The organism is Asticcacaulis excentricus CB 48, from assembly GCF_000175215.2.
In the GTDB taxonomy this organism is placed as follows: Bacteria; Pseudomonadota; Alphaproteobacteria; order Caulobacterales; family Caulobacteraceae; genus Asticcacaulis; species Asticcacaulis excentricus.
Map to the genome: position 1 here is coordinate 1,981,368 of NC_014816.1, position 20,996 is coordinate 2,002,363.

22 protein-coding genes and 1 tRNA gene are annotated in these 20,996 nt (G+C 59.6%); 8 read left to right on the top strand and 15 right to left on the bottom strand.

Translation table 11 applies throughout. The features are described 5' to 3' along the window. Positions 1-66 precede the first annotated feature (66 nt). Genes metH through ASTEX_RS09265 form a run of 8 tightly spaced genes read right to left on the bottom strand, consistent with a single transcriptional unit; the run spans position 67 to position 8,388 of the window. Complete coding sequence (gene metH / locus ASTEX_RS09230) at positions 67-2,724, bottom strand: methionine synthase (protein WP_013479352.1); 2,658 nt, start codon at positions 2,722-2,724, stop codon at positions 67-69. A gap of 6 nt (positions 2,725-2,730) precedes the next feature. After that, entirely contained in the window at positions 2,731-3,117 is a 387-nt protein-coding gene (locus ASTEX_RS09235) for a hypothetical protein (protein ID WP_013479353.1), read from the bottom strand. Beyond that, positions 3,114-3,584 (bottom strand): DUF6882 domain-containing protein, encoded by a 471-nt coding sequence (locus ASTEX_RS09240; protein WP_013479354.1) that lies wholly within the window; start codon positions 3,582-3,584, stop codon positions 3,114-3,116. The genes ASTEX_RS09235 and ASTEX_RS09240 overlap by 4 nt, the downstream gene beginning before the upstream one ends. Positions 3,585-3,638: 54 nt before the next feature. Beyond that, positions 3,639-4,628, bottom strand: a complete 990-nt coding sequence (locus tag ASTEX_RS09245; RefSeq protein ID WP_013479355.1) for a D-alanine--D-alanine ligase family protein — start codon at positions 4,626-4,628, stop codon at positions 3,639-3,641. 7 nt (positions 4,629-4,635) lie between these two features. Further along, positions 4,636-5,700: a homocysteine S-methyltransferase family protein gene (locus tag ASTEX_RS09250; protein WP_013479356.1), complete on the bottom strand. Its 1,065-nt coding sequence runs from the start codon at positions 5,698-5,700 to the stop codon at positions 4,636-4,638. A gap of 40 nt (positions 5,701-5,740) precedes the next feature. Next, positions 5,741-6,466, bottom strand: coding sequence for a class I SAM-dependent methyltransferase (locus ASTEX_RS09255; RefSeq protein WP_013479357.1), 726 nt, complete (start codon positions 6,464-6,466; stop codon positions 5,741-5,743). Between the two features lie 11 nt (positions 6,467-6,477). Continuing rightward, positions 6,478-7,404 carry a methylenetetrahydrofolate reductase [NAD(P)H] gene (metF, locus tag ASTEX_RS09260; protein ID WP_013479358.1) on the bottom strand — a complete coding sequence of 309 codons (927 nt, stop codon included), beginning with the start codon at positions 7,402-7,404 and terminating at the stop codon, positions 6,478-6,480. Between the two features lie 33 nt (positions 7,405-7,437). Further along, a complete protein-coding gene (locus ASTEX_RS09265; RefSeq protein WP_013479359.1) occupies positions 7,438-8,388 on the bottom strand; it encodes an ArsR/SmtB family transcription factor in 951 nt (316 codons plus the stop codon). A gap of 168 nt (positions 8,389-8,556) precedes the next feature. Here ASTEX_RS09265 and ASTEX_RS09270 point away from each other — a divergent pair, with 168 nt between their 5' ends. Both ASTEX_RS09270 and ASTEX_RS09275 read left to right on the top strand, forming a co-directional pair. Beyond that, positions 8,557-8,919, top strand: a complete 363-nt coding sequence (locus ASTEX_RS09270) for a DUF983 domain-containing protein (RefSeq protein WP_013479360.1) — start codon at positions 8,557-8,559, stop codon at positions 8,917-8,919. 86 nt (positions 8,920-9,005) lie between these two features. Next, positions 9,006-9,188, top strand: coding sequence for a YegP family protein (locus ASTEX_RS09275; protein ID WP_013479361.1), 183 nt, complete (start codon positions 9,006-9,008; stop codon positions 9,186-9,188). A gap of 76 nt (positions 9,189-9,264) precedes the next feature. Here ASTEX_RS09275 and ASTEX_RS09280 read toward each other — a convergent pair whose 3' ends face one another. After that, on the bottom strand, positions 9,265-9,522 hold the full coding sequence (locus ASTEX_RS09280; RefSeq protein WP_013479362.1) for a hypothetical protein: 258 nt from the start codon (positions 9,520-9,522) through the stop codon (positions 9,265-9,267). Between the two features lie 475 nt (positions 9,523-9,997). After that, positions 9,998-10,534 (bottom strand): inorganic diphosphatase, encoded by a 537-nt coding sequence (gene ppa / locus ASTEX_RS09285; protein ID WP_013479363.1) that lies wholly within the window; start codon positions 10,532-10,534, stop codon positions 9,998-10,000. Positions 10,535-10,748: 214 nt separating this feature from the next. Between ppa and ASTEX_RS09290 the strand changes: the two genes are divergently transcribed. Continuing rightward, positions 10,749-11,564 carry a DUF599 domain-containing protein gene (locus ASTEX_RS09290; protein ID WP_013479364.1) on the top strand — a complete coding sequence of 272 codons (816 nt, stop codon included), beginning with the start codon at positions 10,749-10,751 and terminating at the stop codon, positions 11,562-11,564. 230 nt (positions 11,565-11,794) lie between these two features. Here the strand turns inward: ASTEX_RS09290 and ASTEX_RS09295 are convergent, their stop codons facing one another. Continuing rightward, positions 11,795-12,664, bottom strand: a complete 870-nt coding sequence (locus tag ASTEX_RS09295) for an N-formylglutamate amidohydrolase (RefSeq protein ID WP_013479365.1) — start codon at positions 12,662-12,664, stop codon at positions 11,795-11,797. A 110-nt stretch (positions 12,665-12,774) separates the two neighbouring features. On the opposite strand from ASTEX_RS09295, the gene ASTEX_RS09300 reads away from it, so the two are divergent. From ASTEX_RS09300 to ASTEX_RS09315, 4 genes are all read left to right on the top strand, one after another. Then, positions 12,775-13,131, top strand: a complete 357-nt coding sequence (locus ASTEX_RS09300) for a response regulator (RefSeq protein WP_013479366.1) — start codon at positions 12,775-12,777, stop codon at positions 13,129-13,131. 323 nt (positions 13,132-13,454) lie between these two features. Continuing rightward, positions 13,455-13,529, top strand: a tRNA-Val gene (locus ASTEX_RS09305). 344 nt (positions 13,530-13,873) lie between these two features. Next, entirely contained in the window at positions 13,874-16,021 is a 2,148-nt protein-coding gene (gene egtB / locus ASTEX_RS09310) for an ergothioneine biosynthesis protein EgtB (RefSeq protein WP_013479367.1), read from the top strand. A 146-nt stretch (positions 16,022-16,167) separates the two neighbouring features. Then, entirely contained in the window at positions 16,168-16,617 is a 450-nt protein-coding gene (locus ASTEX_RS09315) for an NUDIX hydrolase (protein WP_013479368.1), read from the top strand. Here the strand turns inward: ASTEX_RS09315 and ASTEX_RS09320 are convergent, their stop codons facing one another. Beyond that, positions 16,618-17,034, bottom strand: a complete 417-nt coding sequence (locus tag ASTEX_RS09320; protein ID WP_013479369.1) for an RrF2 family transcriptional regulator — start codon at positions 17,032-17,034, stop codon at positions 16,618-16,620. 92 nt (positions 17,035-17,126) lie between these two features. Further along, positions 17,127-18,305 carry a patatin-like phospholipase family protein gene (locus ASTEX_RS09325; protein ID WP_013479370.1) on the bottom strand — a complete coding sequence of 393 codons (1,179 nt, stop codon included), beginning with the start codon at positions 18,303-18,305 and terminating at the stop codon, positions 17,127-17,129. Positions 18,306-18,519: 214 nt separating this feature from the next. On the opposite strand from ASTEX_RS09325, the gene ASTEX_RS09330 reads away from it, so the two are divergent. Further along, positions 18,520-19,185, top strand: coding sequence for a hypothetical protein (locus ASTEX_RS09330; protein ID WP_013479371.1), 666 nt, complete (start codon positions 18,520-18,522; stop codon positions 19,183-19,185). A gap of 48 nt (positions 19,186-19,233) precedes the next feature. Here ASTEX_RS09330 and ASTEX_RS09335 read toward each other — a convergent pair whose 3' ends face one another. After that, positions 19,234-20,130, bottom strand: coding sequence for an SIMPL domain-containing protein (locus ASTEX_RS09335; RefSeq protein WP_083805575.1), 897 nt, complete (start codon positions 20,128-20,130; stop codon positions 19,234-19,236). Next, positions 20,106-20,984: an SIMPL domain-containing protein gene (locus tag ASTEX_RS09340; protein ID WP_013479373.1), complete on the bottom strand. Its 879-nt coding sequence runs from the start codon at positions 20,982-20,984 to the stop codon at positions 20,106-20,108. The genes ASTEX_RS09335 and ASTEX_RS09340 overlap by 25 nt, the downstream gene beginning before the upstream one ends. Positions 20,985-20,996: the final 12 nt, after the last annotated feature.

A 20,996-nucleotide genomic window follows, 5' to 3' on the forward strand; every position in this document is an offset into this window, starting at 1 on the left:
CCATTAAAAACGGGGGATCATGCCGCCCTGAGTTTGGGAATAACTACCTGACCCAGCGAAAAGGCATTACGGCACGTAATTCAGGATCGGGCTCAACCACCGCTCCGCCTCATCAACGCTCCAGCCCTTGCGGCGGGCATAGTCTTCGACCTGATCCTTTTCAATCTTGCCGACACCGAAATAGTGCGATTTTGGATGCGCGAAATAAAGGCCTGATACCGAGGCCGGCGGCGTCATGGCCAGGCTTTCGGTCAGTTGCATCCCCGCCTGGACCCGCGCATCCAGGAGATCGAACAGTGTCCATTTTTCGGTGTGGTCGGGCTGCGCCGGATAGCCGGGCGCCGGGCGAATGCCCTTATACTGCTCGGCGATCAGACCGGCGACATCAAGGTCTTCGTCTGCTGCATAGGCCCAAAGTTCGCGCCGCACGCGCTTGTGCAGGGCTTCGGCAAAGGCTTCGGCCAGACGGTCCGCCAAAGCGGTGGCCAGAATCGCGTTGTAATCATCACCCGCCGCCTTGAACTTCGCTGCGATCTCCATTTCGCCATGCCCAGCGGTGACGGCGAAGCCGCCGATCCAGTCTGGCGTGCCCTTAGGAGCGATAAAGTCCGACAGAGCGGTGTTTGACTGATCGTCGCGCGTCTTCTTCATCTGTTGTCGCAGGGTGTGGAAACGCGCAATAACCTTTGAGCGCGTCTCGTCTTCATAGACTTCAATATCGTCGTCTTCAGTGGCATTGGCGGGCCAGAAGCCGACGACGCCGCGCGCCTCAAACCATTTTTCGTCCAGAATGCGTTTCAGCATAGCCCTAGCGTCAGCATAGAGGGTGGTGGCTGCCTCGCCCACAATCTCGTCCTCAAGGATGTCCGGGAAGCGCCCGGCCAGCTCCCAGGTGGCAAAAAACGGCGTCCAGTCGATATGGTCGGCCAGATCGTGTAGGTCATAGGGGCTGAAGGTGCGCGTACCGAGGAAGGTCGGAGCTAAGGGCGCTTCGGACGCAAAGTCGATGACGAACTTCTTTGAACGCGCTTCCGTCAGGTCGGAGCGCGGCTTCTGATCGCCCTTGCCATAGGCCAGACGCACCTTCTCATAGTCGGCGCGCGTATCGGCGATGAACTGCGCCTTGTCGCTGTCGGACAGCAGTTGCGACACAACGCCTACGGCACGCGAGGCATCGAGCACGTAAACGGTCTGGCCGTTGCTATAGCCAGGCTCAATCTTCACCGCAGTGTGGGTTTTAGAGGTCGTCGCCCCGCCAATCAGCAACGGAATGTCAAAGCCCTGACGCTGCATTTCGCGCGCTACAAACACCATTTCATCCAAAGACGGCGTGATCAGGCCTGAGAGGCCGATCATATCAACCTTATGCTTTTTGGCTTCCTCAAGGATGCGATCGGCTGGCACCATCACCCCCAGATCGACCACCTCATAATTGTTACATTGCAAGACCACGCCGACGATATTTTTGCCGATGTCGTGCACGTCGCCCTTGACCGTGGCCATCAGAATCTTGCCGGCCGACTGGTGCTCTGCGCCATCTTTTTCAGCCTCCATGAAGGGCATCAGATAGGCAACCGACTGCTTCATGACACGGGCGGATTTGACCACCTGTGGCAGGAACATCTTGCCCGCCCCAAACAGGTCTCCGACGACGTTCATCCCGGCCATCAGCGGGCCTTCGATAACATGCAGAGGACGCTCAGCCTTTTGCCGCGCCTCTTCGGTATCGGCTTCGATAAATTCGGTGATGCCGTGCACCAGCGCGTGTTTGAGCCGTTCTTCGACAGTGCCTTCGCGCCAGGCCAGCGTCTTCGCCTCGACCTGCCCCTTTTCCCCCTTGTATTTGGGGGCCAGATCGACCAGCCATTCGGTATTCGACACATTATGGCGTTGCGGGCGATTCAGGATCACATCCTCGACCGCTTCGCGCAGCTCCGCGTCGATATCGTCATAGACGGGCAGGTCACCGGCATTGACGATGCCCATATCCATGCCGGCCTTGATGGCATGATACAGGAACACCGAGTGGATAGCGCGGCGCACCGGCTCATTGCCACGGAAGGAGAAGCTGACGTTCGACACGCCACCCGATATGCGCGCAAAGGGCAGTGTCTGCTTGATCGTGCGCGTCGCTTCGATAAAGTCCACGGCGTAGTTGTCGTGTTCCTCGATCCCAGTCGCCACTGCGAAGATATTGGGGTCGAAGATGATGTCTTCTGGCGGGAAGCCCACCTCGTTGACAAGGATGTTGTAGGCGCGCGTACAGATGTCGATCTTGCGCGCCGCGGTGTCAGCCTGCCCCACCTCGTCAAAGGCCATGACCACTACCGCCGCCCCATATTTTAGACATTCGCGGGCGTGATGGCGGAAGATATCCTCACCTTCTTTCATCGAGATGGAGTTGACGATAGCCTTGCCCTGAACGCACTTCAGACCCGCCTCGATCACCTCCCATTTCGACGAGTCGATCATCACCGGCACGCGGGCGATATCGGGTTCGGCCGCCAGCAAGTTGAGGAAAGTCGTCATGGCCTTGACCGCATCAAGGAGGCCTTCGTCCATATTGATGTCGATAATTTGCGCCCCGGCCTCCACCTGCTGACGCGCCACATCGAGCGCGGCGGTGTAATTGCCTTCGACGATCAGCTTACGGAACTTCGCCGAGCCCGTGACATTGGTGCGTTCGCCGATATTGATGAAGGTGGGGGTCATAATCGTGGTCATGCGCGCTTAATCGTCTTTTACGGGCGTAATATCAAGGTCGGAAACATGGGCCGCCAGTCGCCGCAGTGCCGGTTCGAGCAGGCCCTGTGCGTGCACTCGCACCAGAGGCGTGTCGATCCACCGCGCCTGCGCCAGCCAGCCGTGGATGTGCAGCAGCAGGGCATTGGGGGTCGAGCCATGAACAGCTGCGCTCAGTTGGGACCAGTCCGGCGGACTGGGCACGCCGGGGGCCGCAGCCGCAAAGGCCGCGTCGCTCAGGCGGTATTCGGTCAGAACCAGCGTCAGCTCGTCGTAAAACGGCTGATCGACGCGCAACTCGTCCGGCGTAACGTCCTTCAGCACATCGGCGGCGATCAGCAGACGATCCGACCAGTTGTCGGTAACCTGTGTCAATTGGCAAACCGGATGGACTTGAGGAGAAAGAACACGGTTCCGGGCTTTCCTTCGGGTTGCGGCCTGTAGGCCCCCACAGCATCCAGCACCCTTACGGCAATCGCCGTCATCTCCCAGCCGAGGGAATTGAGTTCGTCGTCTTCAAGATAGGTCGTTGTCAGTTCTTCGATCTCGTTGTCGAGACCGAACTGCCAAACCTTTTCCAAATCCTGCGTAACATGGTCCGGCCAGTGGCTGTTGCGAACGCCCCACATCCAGTTCTTTGATCCCGTCGTTCCCACAACCTGAATATCGGCTATGACTTTTGGAACACCCTCATCCGAAAAAATCAGGGTCCCCACATCCACATCATAGTCCCAGCGAGGATAGCCACTGATCCCGTACTGCGCAGACAATATCTCCTGCTTGTCCATCAACTGATGGAACGCCTCGTGCTTCCAGTCTTCGTACCAATCCGGCGCATTCATGCGGGTCTCCCTGAAGCCCTTGGCGACATCCTACCCCTGACATCAGAGGAGGGGTTAAGCCCGCGCCCGTTTGATCGCAATATCGACCTGACCGTGCAGGAACTCGACAAAGCCAATTCCCTGCGCCGCGAGCGCCTTGGGGTATAGCGACGAGGCTGTCATACCCGGCAGGGTGTTGGTTTCGATAAACACCGGCCCCTTATCAGAGACGATGAAATCCGACCGCGTATAGCCCCGGCACGATAGGGCCTTATGCGCGGCGATAGCCAGCCGCTGGATCTCTGCTATCACCTCCGGCGCAAAGCGTGCGGGGCAGATTTCCTGCGTCTTGTTGGACAGATATTTGGAATGGTAATCAAAGGCCCCGCGGTCCGGGATGATCTCGATGGGCGGCAGCGCGATCAGCGACCCGTCGGTCTGCTCCAGCACGGCGCAGGTGGCCTCGGCCCCTGTCACAAACGGTTCGATCAGATAGGGCTGTTCTTTGGCAGCGTCGCGCACCGCCACGAGGTCATTGGTTGAGTTGACGAAGATGAGGCCGAAGCTCGACCCGTCCTGCGCCGGCTTCGCAACCAACTTGCCATATTCGGCAAAAGCGGCGTCAAGCTCGCTGAGCGCAATGCCCGCCGGTGACGACACACCAGCGCAAGCCGCAAAGCGCTTGGCCGACACCTTGTCAAATGCCAGATGCGAAGCCGCCGAACCGGAGCCGGTGAAGGGCACGCCCCTCGCCTCGCACTTGACCTGAAATTCGCCGTTCTCGGCAATACCACCGTGCAGCCCAAGCACCAGCACACGGTCTTCGGCGGCGGCCCGATCCAGGGCCTGATCAATGGTTCCAAGATCGTGGCCATCGGCGCGGAACGGCACCTCGAACGGTCGCTGATGGCCCAAAAGCGCCAATGATGAGGCTTCATAGACGTGATTGTCCTCGTCCCAGAACCACAGATCGCCTTCGGGAAGGGCCTTGTGCAGGGACTGGGTGGTGGCGACGGCCACCAGGCGCTCGCGGCTCAGGCCGCCGAAAAGCAGGGTCAGGCGCATAACAACCTCAATTCAGTTCGAACGGTTCAAGGCCAGCCAGACGCAGGGCCCGCGGGCGCTCAGGCGGAACGCGCGGCGCAATACCGCGTACCTCGTCAGCAACGTGTTTGATATGGTCAGGCGTTGTGCCGCAGCAGCCCCCCAAAATATTGATCAGCCCGTCCTTAGCCCATTCGTGCAGTTCGTGGGCTGTTTCGTGGGGCTGCTCGTCATACTGCCCCATGGCGTTGGGCAGGCCAGCATTAGGATAGGCGGCAACCAGCGTATCCGCCACTCGTGCCAGCTCCGCGATATGCGGGCGCATCAGGTCAGCTCCGAGAGCGCAGTTAAAGCCGATGGCAAACGGTTTGGCGTGCTTAACCGAGTTCCAGAAGGCCTCCGCCGTCTGCCCGCTGAGGGTACGGCCCGAGCGGTCGGTGATGGTGCCCGAAATCCAGATCGGCAGCTTGTCCAGTCCCTCGTCCTCAAGGTCCATAATTGCTTTCAGCGCCGCCTTGCAGTTAAGGGTGTCGGTGATGGTCTCAACCAGATAGAGGTCCACGCCCCCCTCATTCAGGGCGCGGATTTGGTGCTTATAGGCCGCATAGACCTGATCAAAGGTGACGCTGCGCGCACCGGGATCGTTAACGTCCGACGACATGGACAGCATCTTGTTCAGCGGCCCGATCGAGCCCGCCACAAAGCGCGGTTTTTCTGGCTGCTGTGCCGTCCAGGCATCGGCGCACGCGCGCGCCAGCTTCGCCCCTTCGAAATTGATGTCCCAGCACGCCTGCGCATCAAGGTGGTAGTCGTCCATAGCAATGGTCGTCGCCGAGAAAGTATTGGTCTCGGAAATATCGGCGCCGGCCGCATAGTATTGGTTATGCAAGTCGGTAATGATGTCCGGGCGCGTTAGGCATAGGATGTCATTATTGCCCTTCATCTGACCGACATGGTCCTTAAAGCGCTCACCGCGGAAATCCTGTTCATCCAGGCCACGCCGCTGGATCATCACGCCCCATGATCCGTCTAGGATGAGGATACGTTCCTTTGCTGCGGCTTTCAGAGTGTCAATGCGGTCCTGACGAGTCATATCTGTCTCCCCCCTCCCCTGCACGCAGGGGAGGAGCGTGTTAATTGCGCTTCCGCAGAAGCAGGTTCAGTTCGCTGTTCCATTCCGGCGGCAGCAGTGCCAAAGGACTGGAGCGGCGCGTTTCGATCACAAAGTGCGCCTTCACGCGCGCCAGCAGATCGCGATAATCAAAGCCCAGATGGTGCGGGTAGTAGCCCCCGCCGCCTTCAAAGTCCACTCGCTCGCGCTCGAAACGGATATCGCCGCGTGCCGCCTGCGCGATACGATCACGGTCCGTATCGAAGTCCGCCCGCCGACGCCCGCGGAACCAACCCTTCACCCATGACACCGGCCCCGTCTCGACCGGTACGCCGACGATCAGCACGCCATCGGGCTTCAAAAGCCGATGCATCTGCGCCAGCGCCGCCTCCGTCTCCTCCGGTGGCAGGTGCTCGAACACCTCCAAACAGAAGATCGCGTCCGCACGGGCAGCGGGGATCCCCTCGATACCGGCGACTACCGTAACGCCGCTCAGCGCGCCGACGTGTGCCTCCGCCTGCGCGCGCAACTGCGCTGACGGCTCAAAGCAGATGACTTCCCCGTCGGGACAGGCCTGACATAGCTTTCGCGCCAGTTCACCATCACCGGCGCCGTAGTCGATACTGAGCGCGGGACGCCGACCTCTTAGAAGGGCAATCGCGTCATCGAAGCGCTTGCGTTGCAGATAGCGCTTGAACGGATTGGGGTCCGCCCGCGTAATCGAAGCGTAGTCAGGCTGAGGGGTCATTAAAGGTGTAATCAGGCAGCAGAGGTGCGACTGTCCCTTAGTCCTAGAACGCGACAGATGGAATAGACCAGTTCGGCGCGGTTAAGCGTGTAGAAGTGAAAATGGTTCACACCTTCGCGCTCCAGCCCGAGCACCTGCTCGACCGCCACGGCCGAGGCCAGCAGTTTGCGCGTCTCCGCGTCGTCGTCGAGACCTTGGAAAAGCTCTTGCAGCCAGTCGGGCACCGCCGCTTCGCAGGCCGTCGCCATCTTTCGCAGGCCCTTGAAATTGGTGACCGGCATGATGCCCGGCGTCAGATCAATCTGAATGCCCGCATCGGCCACGGCATCGCGGAAGCGTAGGAAGGTTTCCGGCTCAAAGAAAAACTGGCTGATGCCACGCGTCGCCCCGGCATCGACCTTCTGACGCAGCACGTCGAGATCAAAGTCCAGAGACGGCGACTGCGGGTGTTTTTCCGGATAGACGCCGACACTGACTTCAAAATCGCCGATGCGGCGGATGGCGGCGGTAAGCTCAGTGGCGTTCTGATAGCCGTCCGGGCGCGGCGTGTACTGCCCGTCTTGAAGACCGCCGGGCGGGTCGCCGCGCAGGGCCACGATGTGGCGCACACCCGCGTTCCAGTATTCGCGGATGACCTCATCGACCTCTTCGCGTGAGGCCTCGACGCAGGTCAGGTGCGCGGCAGGTTTCATCGCAGTTTCGTCAAGTATGCGCTTTACCGTGCGGTGGGTACGCTCGCGCGTCGACCCCCCCGCCCCATACGTGACTGAGACGAAGCTGGGATTCAGCGGCTCCAGACGACGGATGGCTCCCCAGAGGCTCTCCTCCATCTCCGCCGACTTGGGCGGAAAGAACTCAAACGACACATTAAGGTGAGACGCCCCGGCGCGAACCGAGCGGGCAATAGCGGATTGAACAAAGGCGGGCGGCGGGGCCATAAGCGTATTCTCTGTAGCGTTTTATGTGGTTTATCAGGCTTTTTGCATCAGCCAGATGCGCACGGTCAGTCCAGGCTCCTGATGCGGCGGTAGGGACAGGCTGCGCAAGGACTTGAGCCCGGCCACCTTCTGCCAGTAGCCCATATCGTCGTCACCGATGCCCAGGCGTCGGTGCTGATATTCGTCGCGCATGATCTCCAGCCGGTGCGGGGCGAAATCGACGATCAGCAGGCGGCCCCCAGGCTTCAGCAGCCGCGCCGCCTCTTTGAGCGCCTGCCCCGGATCGGGCAGGAAGTGCAGCACCTGATGGATAACGACCAGATCGGCGCTCTGACCATTGAGCCGCGTGGCGAGGATGTCGCCGTGGCGGAAGTCGATCCCGCTCAGTCCCGCCTCCCGCGTGCGGGCGCGAGCGATGTTGAGCATCTGCTGCGACAGGTCGAGCCCAATTGCGTATTGCGCGTTCGGCGCCAAAAGGCTTAGCATCCGCCCCGACCCGGTGCCCAGATCGACGAGGGTTTCGACGGGCGCATCTCCTACCAGCGACTGAATGGCTGCCTCGACCTCGGCGTCATCGACATAGTGCGAGCGGATCTGGTCCCATACCGGGGCGATACTTTCGAAGTAGCCCTGCGCCGCCTCCAGCCTCTGGCCGCGCACCTCTTCCAGCGCCCGAAGATCGGCGCTGTTTTCATCACCCAGTGCCGTCAAAACGCAGTCAATCAAAGGCGTCAGGGCGGGATGCTCACTCAGGCGATAGAAGACCCAGGCCCCGTCGGGAAAACGGTCAATGACCCCAGCCTCATTCATCAGCTTGAGGTGGCGCGAAATGCGCGGCTGGCTCTGATTGAGAATCCGCACCAATTCCATGACAGACAGTTCTTCATGGGCTAAAAGACGCAAAAGACGCAGACGCGTGGGCTCCCCCATCGCCTTTAGTGCCTCCAGCAGCGCTGCTTCGCCCAGTATGTCACTCATTTTCATATAATCATATAAAGATGTCTTTATGTGATTTTGCAAGCATAAAATCACATAAAAAGCTTGTACGGCGGTATCGGCAGGCCTGCGACAGCGTTACACATGGCGGGGGGACGTGTGGTTTCCCACATATCGGCGTATGATAAGAACAGACAACAGCGGAGTTTCGGCCCAATGACCGACAAAGCCTCACTTTCGACGGCGATTTCCCGCGGCCTTCGCCGCCGCTGCCCCGCCTGTGGCGAAGGCCACGCCTTCCGTGGCTATCTCAAGGTGGTGGATACGTGCAGCCACTGTCAGACGCCGCTTGGGGCCTACCCCTGCGACGATGGCCCGGCCTATGTGACCATGCTGCTGGTCGGGCATCTCGTCATTGCGCCGATGTTTGCCTTTGAGTTTTTCTGGAACTTCCCGCTGGAAATCGTGGTGCCGGTAACTCTGGCGATTATGGGCGCCCTGACCCTGTTACTACTGCCGTTCATCAAGGGCGGGTTTCTGGGCCTGATCTGGCATCACGGGCTAAAACGCTTCAGATAACTTCGTAACTTAGGCTTGACGGAATCCCCTTTGCGGAGAATCCTCACGCCAACGCCCGATGGCGTTGCCAACAAACGGAGACTCTCATGGCGCACAAGTTCCTGATCAAGAAGAACAAGGCGGGCGAATTCGTCGCCTATTTCGTCTATAATTCCGAGACGATTTTCTGGACCGAAGGCTATGCTTCCAAGGCTTCGGCCAAAAACGCCATTGAGTCGATTAAGAAGAACGGCCCGGACGCCGAGATCGAAGATCAGACGGTCGAGTAAGCGAAGCATCAAGCCCCGAAAAAAGCCCGGAGGCTGCGGCCTTCGGGCTTTTTGATTCTGCATCGGTGAGCACGGCTCAGGCCATATTCAGCGTATCGCGGATGATGGCGATGGAGCCGTGGGATTCTTCGGTGCATTCCATATGCAGTCGGTCGATTTCTTCCTGTGCGAAGTCACGCATCAGCATGGCTGCCTGCGGTGACAGGGCCATCAGCGTCCGCACCGAAGCGCGGGCAAGGGCTAGGGAGGCATCGAGATCGACCAGGTTAGCGGTGTCACGGGATACGGCAAGGGCGTAGAGGCGCGACGCCACATCGGATGAGCTATAGGACATAGGTATTTTCTGTTCTGACCTGAAATTTTTTTGGGGGAGGAAGAAACCGCGGGCCCGCACAAACACACGCTCAGGCCACGGATACGCAACACGTCATACCAGCGCGGACTAATATCATGCCGCTTCCTGAGAAATCCATAAGGCGGCCGTTCAGTGCCTCATCGGCACAGCCACATTTATCATTTGATTTAAAAGGATTTTTTTGAGGAGGCGGGAGATTTATGCACAGAGCTGCCCGAATAATCGAATTTATCCGATAACTCGACCTCAATTTGCAAAGGACTGCGAAAGTTTGCAAATAAATGCCATCGCAGAAGCAAAAATTACCACTTAGTCCTTCTGTATAGAAACACTCGCACGGCCTGTGCGGCGGGTCAATCCATATTTCATCATGTGACTTGCTTTCACAATTCTGAAAACCATGCAAAAAAAGAGCCCGCCGTTTCCAGCGGGCCTTTCGGTAATATTTTAAAGATCAGCCGATCTTCTTGGCCAGACGTTCCTGACCTTCGCGGATCAGCTGAGCGGCCTGCTCTGGATCGCCCCACCCGATCACGCGGGTTTCCTTGTTCTTCTCTAGGTCCTTGTAGTGGGCAAAGAAGTGGGTGATCTGCTCGATCAGAATGGCCGGCATCTGACGATAGCTCGACACATTGGTGTAATAGGGGTGCAGCTTGTCCACCGGCACGGCCAGAATCTTTTCGTCCTTGCCCGCTTCGTCTTCCATCAGTAGCACGCCAATGGGGCGCGAACGGATAACGACGCCCGGATAGACCGGCGTCGGACCGACCACCAGAATGTCGCAGGGATCGCCGTCGTCAGCGAGCGTGTGCGGGATAAAGCCGTAGTTACCCGGATAGAACATCGAGGTGTAAAGGAAGCGATCGACGAACAGCGCGCCGGAATCCTTGTCCATTTCGTACTTGACGGGCATGCCGCCCTGCGGAATTTCGATGACGGCGTGGATGTCCCAGGGAGCGTTCGGACCGACGGAAATCTTGTCGAGATTCATTGGATGTCTTTATTGTTAAACGGCATTGAGGATATGGTTTGGGCGCTGTCATAAGCGGTCCGCTTCTTTCGCACAAGCGAAGTCTGTGTTTTTTGTTTTCGCACTTTGCTACAATTTGTTACCCGGCAAGGATTTATCGCTTGTCAGGCGACTTCGAAGCGCTTCATTTAGACCAAAGTCGGATAACAACAGAGACTTAGCAAAGACCGCATCCATGGAACTAATCGTCAAACTGTTCGGTAGCTGGCGCGATTTTGCCGCGCTTTTGGTCTTTATCTGCTGCTGGATGGGCTATGAGCCAGTGCTCAAGGCCCTGTCAAAGAAATCGGGCGTGATCTTCAAGGACCTCACCATCGTGCGGCGAGCATGGATGAAGGAAATGGTCATTCGCTCGTTCAAGCTCTACGACTCCAACCTGATCGGTCACGGCGTCAATTCGATGAGCTTCTTCGCCTCGGCCAACCTCATCCTGATTGCCGCCGTCGCCGGGGCCATCTTTACCGGCGACCTGTCGTACAAAAGCGCGCACGCGCTCGGTATCGACACATCGTCCTCGGCCCTGCTCCTAATGAAGCTGGCTCTGGTCATGGTCTGCCTCGCACGCGGGCTTCTCAATTTCATTTGGGCCCTGCGTCAGACCAATTACGCCGTGGCCGCCATGGGCGCAGTGCCCGAAAATATCGACCCGCAGAGCGCGCAAGCCTTCACCGAAGCCGTGTCCGATATCTTCGAACCGGCCATGTCGAACTTTTCGCAGGGCGTGCGCGGTTACTACTTCTCGCTGGCAGCCGCCGCGTGGCTGTTCGGTCCCATCCCTCTAGCGCTGGCAAGTATCGGTGCCACCGCGCTTCTGGCCTGGCGGCAGTCGCGCTCACAGGCGGCACGCGGCTTGCGGCGGATGCGTGAGCTTTTGGAGGAGCATCCCTACCCCACCCGTACGCGCCCCATCTATGAAGGTAAGGTCGAGGCCGAAAGCGAAAATGCTGCGTCGCAGCAAGATAAAACAAATACAGAAACGAAAGCCGACTAAATCGTTTTCTAAATAACGTAAAGGTTTGCTTGGCTTTGATTCTTACGTATAGGAACCATTGTAACGATACGTGATCATACAAATGCGTTTTCCGCTTGTGGATTTTTGCATCGCAACGTATAAAGTGAGTGTTCGACGTTTTTACGTCGATGCCCTTCCTGGGCGTTTCCTCCCTGTAGACTTTAAGCCGCGCTCGTGTAGCGCGGCTTTTTTTTGCCTGAATACGGCAATCACCTAAGCTTTAGCCCGTCGATTACCGCGGCGACGGCTGCCCGCATGCGTTCGGCTTTGGGGCTGAGGGTCAGGGTCGCCTCGTCCATGTAGAGGCCCCGGTTCAGCTCGATCTGCAGCGCTTCCACCCCCTTATGCGGCTGGGCGTAGCGTTCCAGCGTATAGCCGCCGGCAAAGGGATGGTTATGCGACACACGGAAGCCGTGGGCTTCGAACACCTGCCGCACAAAGGCCGTCAGGCCAGGCGCACACGCCTCACCATGCAGATCCCCCAGCACAATATCCGCCAGTTTCGCCGACGGCTGGGTCTCAGCACTCGACTTTAGCGTTGTCGAGGGCATTGAGTGCCAGTCGATTAGCGTCACCCGACCGTGCGCCGATTTCGCTTCAGCCAGCGCCTCGGTCAGGGCACGGTGATAGGGTAGGTGGATCTGCGTCAGACGGCGCGCCGCCTCGTCATAGGAAATAGGCTGCGCGTGAATCTCCCGCCCCCCCGACAGGCAGCGGGGAATGACGCCGTAACCGGACCGCACACGTAGCGACTGGCTGAGTGCGCCTTTCGGCAGCGCGCCGCGTATCAGGCGAGGGTCCAGCTCCAGCGGGTGGCGGTTCACATCAACATAGGCGCGGCTGAAATTGGCGCGCACCGCCCACACCCCTTCTAGCGTCTCAAAACCGACCAGTAGGTCAACAAACGCGTCTTCGGTCATGCGCAGATGTTTCGCGTCATAGCGCGCCGCCGCCACAAAGTCAGTCGGCAGATACGATCCCGAATGCGGCAAACTGAACACCAGTCCGCAATCCTTTTCCGCCGGACGGCGCACATCCACTGCAGGGACGGTTTCAACTGGGGATGAAAGTTCGGCCATTAAACCCGTGATAAGACAATTCTGCGCTGTCTTCACCCCTAATTTACACCTGCGCCCTAATCATCTACTCTCTGAGCAAACGGGGCCCCTTTCCCACAGGACCGGGATTAATGACGAAGATTCTCCTCGCGGAAGACGAAAATTCCGTGCGCAGCTTTTTGACGCGCGCCCTTCAACGCGCTGGCTATGACGTTGTAAGCTGCCCCGATGGCGACAGCGCCATCGAAGCCTTAGATCAGGGGCCGTATGACCTGCTGCTGACCGACATTGTGATGCCGGGAGCCGATGGCATCGAAGTGGCAAAGGTCGCCTCACAGCGTCAGCCGGGCCTTAAGATCATGTTTATCACCGGCTTTGCCGCCGTTGCGCTCAATGCGCAGAAGGCCTCTCCCGAAGCCAAGGTCCTCGAAAAGCCGGTGCATCTGCGCGAAATCGTGACTGAAGTCGAACGCCTGATCGCCGCCTAATGGGCCAGCGCCGGCGGCGCGTGGAGATTTTAGATGCGCTCACCGTTCGCTCGTTGAGCGCGGACGAAATTGTGACTGAGGTCTAACATCTGATTGCCGCCTGATCGGTCAGGACAAGCGACCTTAATCCTACCTCCCCAATGTGTTGGCGAGGCGGGTCATTTGCGTAGCAAATGGTGGAGGGGCGGTTTTGGCCGTCATACAAACGAGGATCTGGCAATCCTACACTTTCCACATTTTTGATCGCAAAAGCCCTTGCCACCGCCATTTTCGACGGCTATACACCCGCTCCTCGCACCGGCACAGCGTTGCCGACCAATAGTGGACTCGTAGCTCAGCGGGAGAGCACTACGTTGACATCGTAGGGGTCACAGGTTCAATCCCTGTCGGGTCCACCATTCCTCGTCTCCTTCGAAACACCGGAAAATGTTTTTGAGTTTGCGCTCAAACGCTTTTCCTTTTGGCGCTATGCAGGCCGCGCTCCAGCTTGATCGCCAGTCGCCTCGCTCCTCTTTCCGTCAACTTATTGGGACGACGCTCGCCCATGCGCTGTGTTTCAGGCATACGCCGCTTCTTCCCCTGTAACCTTCTCCCCGCCTCAGCGTACTCGCCTTAGGCGCGTCTCGTCCAATGCCTGCTGCCACAAACAGGTCAGCCGAAAGCGCAATCTGACGCTGCGAATTTAAAACTTACATTCGCCACTCATATAGTCACCGCTACATTGGGAGACGGGGAGATATAGATGGACGGCCACAGCCACCCGACCACGGGACGCCCGCTTTGTTCTGACGCTTCACTGAGCCCCTGCCTCAGGCGTTATTCAGAGGTGCGCGCCGCAACCCTGCATCACGCTGCGCCCCTGTCGGCGGAGGACATGGTGGTGCAGTCCATGACCGACGCCAGCCCGGCCAAATGGCATCTGGCGCATACCAGCTGGTTCTTTGAAACCTTTTTGCTTAGTCCCCGCTCCGGCTATGCGCCGTTCGATCCGCACTATGGCTATCTGTTCAACTCCTATTACGAAGCTAAGGGCGCGCGTCAGCCGCGGGCCCAGCGCGGCATTCTCACCCGCCCGGCCTTGAGCGATATTCTGGCCTATCGTCAATACGTGGATCATCATATTCGCGATCTGATTACCGCCGGGCTCGATGCAGAAAGCGAGGCCCTGCTGGCGCTCGGCCTGGCGCATGAGGAGCAACATCAGGAACTGCTTCTGATGGACATTTTGCACCTGTTCAGCCTATCGCCGCTGGCCCCTGCCTATGATCCCGCCTTTGCTGCAGATGCCCCGGTGGGCGAGACACGCTTCCTCGCCTGCTCCGGCGGGCTGGTCGAAATTGGCGCCACCGGAGGCGGGTTTGCCTTCGACAATGAACGGCCGCGCCATAAGGTATGGCTGGAGCCGTATCAGATCGCAGATCGGCTTGTGCGCAATGGCGACTGGATGGCCTTTATGCACGACGGCGGCTATGCGCGGCCCGAGCTGTGGCTATCCGACGGGTGGGCTCACGTGCAGGTCGAGGGCTGGCGCGCGCCACTTTACTGGCGGCTGGACGGCGACCGGTGGCAAGAATTCAGTCTGCGTGGTTTGCACCCCGTCGATCCCGACGCCCCGGTCACCCACATCAGCTTTTATGAAGCCGACGCCTTTGCCCGCTGGGCCGGGGCGCGCCTGCCGACCGAGGCTGAATGGGAACTCGCCGCGCGCCAAAACGGGTTGCAGCAGGTGGATGACGTCGCCTGGCAATGGACGAACAGCGCCTATCTCGGCTATCCGGGCTTTCGTCCGGGCGCCGGCGCGGTTGGCGAATATAATGGCAAGTTCATGAGCGGACAGATGACCCTGCGCGGCGGCAGCGCCTTCACGCCCGCTGGCCATGCGCGGCTAACCTATCGCAATTTCTTCGCGCCAGAAAAGCGCTGGGTGCGCGCAAGTCTGCGTCTGGCGCGCGATCACGCCCCGGCGGAGAGCCTTGACGAGGCCTTCACCTCCGATGTGATCGCCGGTCTGTCGGCACAGCCCAAATCCCTGTCTCCCAAGTATTTTTACGATGCGGCGGGCTCGGACCTGTTCGAAGCCATCTGCCGCACGCCGGAATATTACCCGACGCGCTCCGAAACGCGCCTGCTGCGCGATATAGCCGATGAGCTGGTGGCGGACTGGACCGCCGATACTGTGCTGTTCGAATTTGGCAGCGGGGCCAGCGACAAGACGCGGATTCTGCTCGATGCCTGCCCGGCCTTGCGCACCTATGTGCCCATCGACATCAGCCCAGACGCCCTGCATGCCGCAACGATGCGGCTGCAAAGCAACTATCCCCAGTTGGAGGTCGTGCCGCTGGTGGGCGATTTCACGCAACCCCTGTCACGTCCCGAAGCCCTGAAAACCAGACCCTGCGTGGGTTTCTTCCCCGGCTCAACCATCGGCAACTTCAACCCGGACGAAGCGCGTGATCTGCTGCGCGCGTTCCGTCAACTGCTGGGTGAAGAGGCGCAACTGATCGTGGGGGCAGACATGGACAAGGACGCAGCGACACTGCACGCCGCCTATGATGACGCGGCGGGGGTGACAGCGGCCTTCAACAAGAACCTGCTGGTGCGCATGAACCGCGAATTGCAAGGGGATTTCGACGTTGACGCCTTCGCGCATCTGGCCCTGTGGAACGATGAGCGCGCACGCATCGAAATGCATCTGGTAAGCCGCCGCGATCAGGTCGTAGCAGTTGCCGGGCAACGGTTTCATTTTGCAGCAGGCGAAACTCTGCATACGGAAAATTCCCATAAGTTCACGCCGCAGAGCTTCGCCGCCCTCTGCCGTGATGCAGGCTGGAGGGTCGCACGTCAGTGGATCAGCCCGCCCCCCGCCTTTGGCGTTTTCGTACTATCCTGAACCCGTCCCTTATGTTGTCAACACCGCAACCGGCATCGCTCTGATGTCGGAGCACGTGAATTTGTCCGAAGGCTATTGAGCTTTAGCACTGTGAGGCCTACACAGGAAATTGCCCCGTATACGGACATTTTTCAGGACCGCCCCGATTGGATGATCACGCCCCACCTTTACCCGCAACTCAGTTTGGGGCCCTCCCCTTTCGCGAGACGCGCAACGGCGAGGTCGAGTTCCTGCTGATCACTTCACGCGGCAGCGGTCAGTGGATCATCCCCAAGGGCAAGCCCATTCCCAACCTTACGCCACCGGAAACCGCCGCCCGCGAAGCCTTTGAAGAGGCTGGCATTCTGGGGGAGGTCGATCCGCACCCTATCGGACGCTTTGCCTATATGAAGGATCAGGGCCAGCCCAACGCGCAATTCATCCCTGCCGTAGAGGTGTTTGCCATGCGGGTTACGCAACAACTGACCCTATGGCCGGAAATGGGTCAGCGCAGCATGGTATGGCTGACACCAGAACAGGCGTTGCACGCCATCGAAATCGACGCCTTGCGCAAAATTGTGCGGCGCTTTGCTAAGACGTTCGCCAAAGGTGCTTAATCACCCGCGCGGCAGCGGCTCGGCCAAGGTTGAGCTCTCGAGCACCCGCGCCATGGCATCGCGCGCCGCCAGCAGCACCAGACGCAACTGACAATCATCGGGTGTGGGGCAGTCCTCACACCGCGCATAGGCGGTGCGCGAGGCACACGGCGTCAGCGCCAGCGGCCCGTCGATCAGGCGGATCAGGTCGGCCATGCTGATCATATCGGACGGTCGCGCCAGCATGTAGCCGCCTGAACGCCCGCGCTTGGACATCAGGAAACCCTCACGGCGCAGCTCAAGCAAAATGCCTTCGAGAAAATGCAACGGCGCCTTGATGCGTTCTGCCAGTTCACCCGCCTGCACCGTTTGACCCTGGGGGATGCGCGCCATTTCCTGCATGGCGCGGATGGCGTATTTGGCACGCTGAGACAACATGGCGGCGGGGCAACCTGTATTTTTGTGTTCCGTCGCCGCCTCATAGCACGAACCGGGTTACGAAAGCCATAAGCCCTATAAATCCGCTTTCATTACGACCGGGCACGGTCTTCGGCGGCAAAGTCATAGACGCGAATGCCGTCCTTTTCTGGCGGCGGTTCACGCCAGACGCGGCGCTGCATGGCGCGCTCGGCATCCTGACGCCCAGACGCCCAGTGTTCGTTCATGGTCAGGCGAGAAAACTCGTAGTCTTTGGATTGGCCATGATCGCCGCCGCCCGAATTGATCAGGTGCACCAGCGAGACGCGGAAATGCGCGGCGCGCGCATAGCAGGCCGCGATGGAAGGCTCGGCCTGCACTTGCGGCGGCAGCTGTTCGTACATGTGCCTGATGGCCTGACGCAAGCGATAGCGCTCTAAAAAGGCATCTGTATTGAGGCGTGTGCGACTGGAATAGGTGATGTCCTTGACGCGACCATAGACCCCATCCAGCGTTTTGGGCACCTCACCGCGCGACGAAAAAAGGTCCATCTGAAAGACCAGGGTGTCACCATCCAGCCCCGCTGGCGCCTCGTGCAAAACATAGGTCAGGGGCGTGTTAGACACCACACCGCCATCCCAGTAGGCTTCGCCGTCGATAGTCACCGCCGGGAAGCCAGGCGGCAGGGCACCGGAAGCCATGATGTGTTCCGGGGTGATCTGCGTCGAATGGCTGTCGAAATAGACCGAATTGCCGGTGCGTACATTGACCGCCCCGACGCTCAGGCGCACCTCACCGTCATTCAGGCGGTCGAAATCGACATGGTGCAACAAGGTCTCGCGCAACGGCGAAATGTCGTAGAAGCTCGTTTCCGAAGGCAGGGACCACGGCGAGAAGAACGGCGTAAGGGCGGCGGGGCGAAAAAAGCCCGGCACGCCGTTCAATGCGCTCATGTAGCCGCTCCATTGCCGAAAAGCGCTTTTCAGCCACGGATTAAAGCCGCTTAGCGTATCAGCAGGGCTCTCTGAGGTGATCTGCACCCAGAAGGATCGAAGCTTTTCGACGCGATCATCGGGCGCATTCCCCGCGATAATGGCGGCATTGATCGCGCCGATCGACACCCCGGCCACCCAGTCGGGCCTGATTCCGCCCGCCTGCAAGACCTCATAGGCCCCACCCTGATATGAGCCGAGCGCCCCGCCCCCTTGAAGCACCAGCACCGTCTGATCATAGGCCGCGCCAGGATGGGTGACGGCTTCGGCGACGGAAAGATCGGGATAGCTTTGGTCCATGACAGGCAACTCCGCAACGGTCAGGCGCTTACACGTACTTTATGAACCGAAATCCGGCCTCACGCATCATTTTTACAGATGATCACACAAAGGTTGAGCGGAACGACTCGAAGGGCCGAAAGCATGGCCAGTTAAGGGTTTTGTAAGCCTTATGGCTAAGTTGTGACCTGCTGACCCTGCCTTTTCTTTCACGACCCGCAAAGGATACTATCTCATGCGTCTTCCTACCCTTCTCGCTGCCGTGGCGCTTGGCGCCCTCACCGCCACCGCCGCTTCCGCTCAGAACAGCCCCCTCGCCGTTGATGTGCACGGCGGCACGACAGGCGTCGGCATTGGTGCCCGCTATAAGCTGAATGACACTTTTGTCCTCCGCGCCGACTACGACTCGCTGAAGCACAGTGACGACTTCAATTCCGACGACGTCCAGTATAATGGCGAGCTGGATTTCAAGCCCTTCACCTTCGCCGTGGACGTCCACCCCTTCCGCAATTCGTTCTTTGTGTCCGGCGGTTACGTGACCGGTGACCGCAATGTGAGCCTCGACGCTCGCCCGACCGACACCACCAATATCGGTGGCGTTCCCTTCACCCCGACGCAGATCGGTACGCTGCGCGCCAACGCCGATATGGGCGATGGCGCCCCGTTCCTTGGCCTTGGCTTCGACAACACCTTCACACGGGATGGTCGTTTTGGCTTCCGCGTGCTGGCCGGAGCCGTACTCGGCGATGACCCCAGCGTGACACTGACCTCGGATGGCACCTTGGCCAGCGATCCAACCTACAAGGTGGCGCTGGAAAAGGAACGTCAGGAGCTTCAGAACGATGTCAAAGACGCCAAGACCTGGCCCGTTCTGCAAGTCGGCCTGACGGTCAAGTTCTGATTTTCCGGAATTTGTAATTTAAGGGCAGCGCTCATAAGCGCTGCCTTTTTATTTCAGATCATACACAACACAGGTTTCAGCGCGGGCGCGGTACAGGGGCGGTGTTTGAATAAACGCGTTTTCCGCCGCACGCGCTTCGAGTTGATAAAGCGGAGAGGGCGGCGGGGGCGGACCGGAAACCATCTGGGGTGGTCCTTTGTACTCAACACGCTGGCCCCTAATCGCAATGTCCGCGTTCGCGTCGGGACGTCGCCCCAGAAGATCGGCGCGGCAGGCGCGGCCTGACGGGTCGATAAGGCGAATGCCGCCCAGCGCGCTGCCCGAGGCGTGGGCGGCGCCTTGCGCACGCACCGCCGCATCGCGTGTGGCCTCATTGCGCAACCGCTCCCGCAAGGCATTGTCCGGCTTTAGCGAAAAGGCCACGCGATCCACCTGCGTCGGAGCGCTCGCCAGAACCAGCGCATAGACCGGCTCCAGCACGGCCATATCACGCACCTCAACCCTCAGGGTCAGGGTGGCGTCATAGCCCTTGATCTTGTCGCCGCGCACGTTAGCGATTTGCCGCCCATCCTTGTCGCGGTGCTGCTCGTGAAAGGCCTGCACCGCAAAGTCCGTTGTCACGCGCACCACCTCCGGCTGGCGCTGACGCAGGGCGGAGATCAGGGTTTCGGCCTGTGCGACCGCCTCATTCTGGGCCTCGCTCGCCGTCTTGCCCGTGCCCTTGAAACGCGCGGCGAAGGTGGCGCGATTGGCCTCCACCTCTGTCTCCGCATAGCCAGTCTGCGGCAGCACCGCACGCTGCATCCACCACGGCACGGCATCGAAGCGATCAGGTGTTTCCACTGACTTTACAGGCGGCGCGGCCTCGGCCTCGGCCGCCAGAAGCGGCAGGGCGCACAGGCCTATCCACAAGCGGCGCATCAGTTCAGCCCATAAACAACGCATGCCTGCGCCGTCAGTTCATTCAGCGGCGGCGCCTGAATAAAGGCGTTTTGCGCGGCCTTGGCTTCGAGCTGCTCCACCGCACTGCCACGGGCGGCCATCTCCATTACAGGGGCGGGCGGTGGTGGTGGCGGGGCCATCGCATAGGCCACGGTCGTCGCGTCATTGTCCTGCCCGCCGCGCGGTTCACCCCGCGCGAGGATGTCCGTCTGACAGGCGCGGCCTGTGGGATCGATCACCTTGACCGCCCCCAGCTTACCGCCAGCGGCTTCGGCGGCCTGACGCGCCCGACGCGCCGCATCTTTAACCGCCTCATTATACAGCCAGGTCTTGGTGGCGTTATCGGGCTCGAGTGAGAAATAGATCGGCTGGGACGCCGTCGGCGAAGCCGCCAGCACCAGCGCGTAGGCGCGTTCCAGCGTCCGAAGGTCATAGACTTTCACCTCCAGTCCCATGCTGACCTGATAGGCTTCGATCTTGTCACCGCGCTGGTTTTCGATGCGGTTGCCTTCCTTGTCGCGGTACTGCTCATAGAGAACGCGCATGGAGAAGGAGGTGTTGACGCGCACCGCGTCCTTGCCCAGCTTTTTCAGCGCATCGGTCAGCGCGCGCGTCTGGGCAACGGCCTTTTGCTGTGCTTCATCCGCCGTCTTGCCCACAGCGAGGAAGGAAGCCGAAAAATTAGCGCGGTTGGCGTCGATTTCGGTGCGCACATAACCCGTTTGGGTGATGACCGGCGTCTTCATCCACCACGGCGCGCGGTCGTAATCCGACGCCTGATAATTATTGGTCGTTGTCTGAGCGACCGCCCCACCGGCAACGGCCAGCAGAGCCACACTCAACACCCATTTACGCATAGTCGTCTCCCT

Bases quoted from the DNA above. Each gene is read 5' to 3' on its own strand.
- ASTEX_RS09250 (WP_013479356.1), bottom strand. From the start codon at position 5,700: ATGACTCGTCAGGACCGCATTGACACTCTGAAAGCCGCAGCAAAGGAA.
- ASTEX_RS09335 (WP_083805575.1), bottom strand. From the start codon at position 20,130: ATGCGTTGTTTATGGGCTGAACTGATGCGCCGCTTGTGGATAGGCCTG.
- ASTEX_RS09265 (WP_013479359.1), bottom strand. From the start codon at position 8,388: ATGAAAATGAGTGACATACTGGGCGAAGCAGCGCTGCTGGAGGCACTA.
- ASTEX_RS09320 (WP_013479369.1), bottom strand. From the start codon at position 17,034: ATGTTGTCTCAGCGTGCCAAATACGCCATCCGCGCCATGCAGGAAATG.
- ASTEX_RS09300 (WP_013479366.1), top strand. From the start codon at position 12,775: ATGACGAAGATTCTCCTCGCGGAAGACGAAAATTCCGTGCGCAGCTTT.
- ppa (WP_013479363.1), bottom strand. From the start codon at position 10,534: ATGAATCTCGACAAGATTTCCGTCGGTCCGAACGCTCCCTGGGACATC.
- ASTEX_RS09295 (WP_013479365.1), bottom strand. From the start codon at position 12,664: ATGGCCGAACTTTCATCCCCAGTTGAAACCGTCCCTGCAGTGGATGTG.
- ASTEX_RS09270 (WP_013479360.1), top strand. From the start codon at position 8,557: ATGACCGACAAAGCCTCACTTTCGACGGCGATTTCCCGCGGCCTTCGC.
- ASTEX_RS09280 (WP_013479362.1), bottom strand. From the start codon at position 9,522: ATGTCCTATAGCTCATCCGATGTGGCGTCGCGCCTCTACGCCCTTGCC.
- ASTEX_RS09255 (WP_013479357.1), bottom strand. From the start codon at position 6,466: ATGACCCCTCAGCCTGACTACGCTTCGATTACGCGGGCGGACCCCAAT.
- metH (WP_013479352.1), bottom strand. From the start codon at position 2,724: ATGACCACGATTATGACCCCCACCTTCATCAATATCGGCGAACGCACC.
- ASTEX_RS09325 (WP_013479370.1), bottom strand. From the start codon at position 18,305: ATGGACCAAAGCTATCCCGATCTTTCCGTCGCCGAAGCCGTCACCCAT.
- egtB (WP_013479367.1), top strand. From the start codon at position 13,874: ATGGACGGCCACAGCCACCCGACCACGGGACGCCCGCTTTGTTCTGAC.
- ASTEX_RS09245 (WP_013479355.1), bottom strand. From the start codon at position 4,628: ATGCGCCTGACCCTGCTTTTCGGCGGCCTGAGCCGCGAGCGCCTGGTG.
- metF (WP_013479358.1), bottom strand. From the start codon at position 7,404: ATGGCCCCGCCGCCCGCCTTTGTTCAATCCGCTATTGCCCGCTCGGTT.
- ASTEX_RS09330 (WP_013479371.1), top strand. From the start codon at position 18,520: ATGCGTCTTCCTACCCTTCTCGCTGCCGTGGCGCTTGGCGCCCTCACC.
- ASTEX_RS09290 (WP_013479364.1), top strand. From the start codon at position 10,749: ATGGAACTAATCGTCAAACTGTTCGGTAGCTGGCGCGATTTTGCCGCG.
- ASTEX_RS09340 (WP_013479373.1), bottom strand. From the start codon at position 20,984: ATGCGTAAATGGGTGTTGAGTGTGGCTCTGCTGGCCGTTGCCGGTGGG.
- ASTEX_RS09275 (WP_013479361.1), top strand. From the start codon at position 9,006: ATGGCGCACAAGTTCCTGATCAAGAAGAACAAGGCGGGCGAATTCGTC.
- ASTEX_RS09240 (WP_013479354.1), bottom strand. From the start codon at position 3,584: ATGAATGCGCCGGATTGGTACGAAGACTGGAAGCACGAGGCGTTCCAT.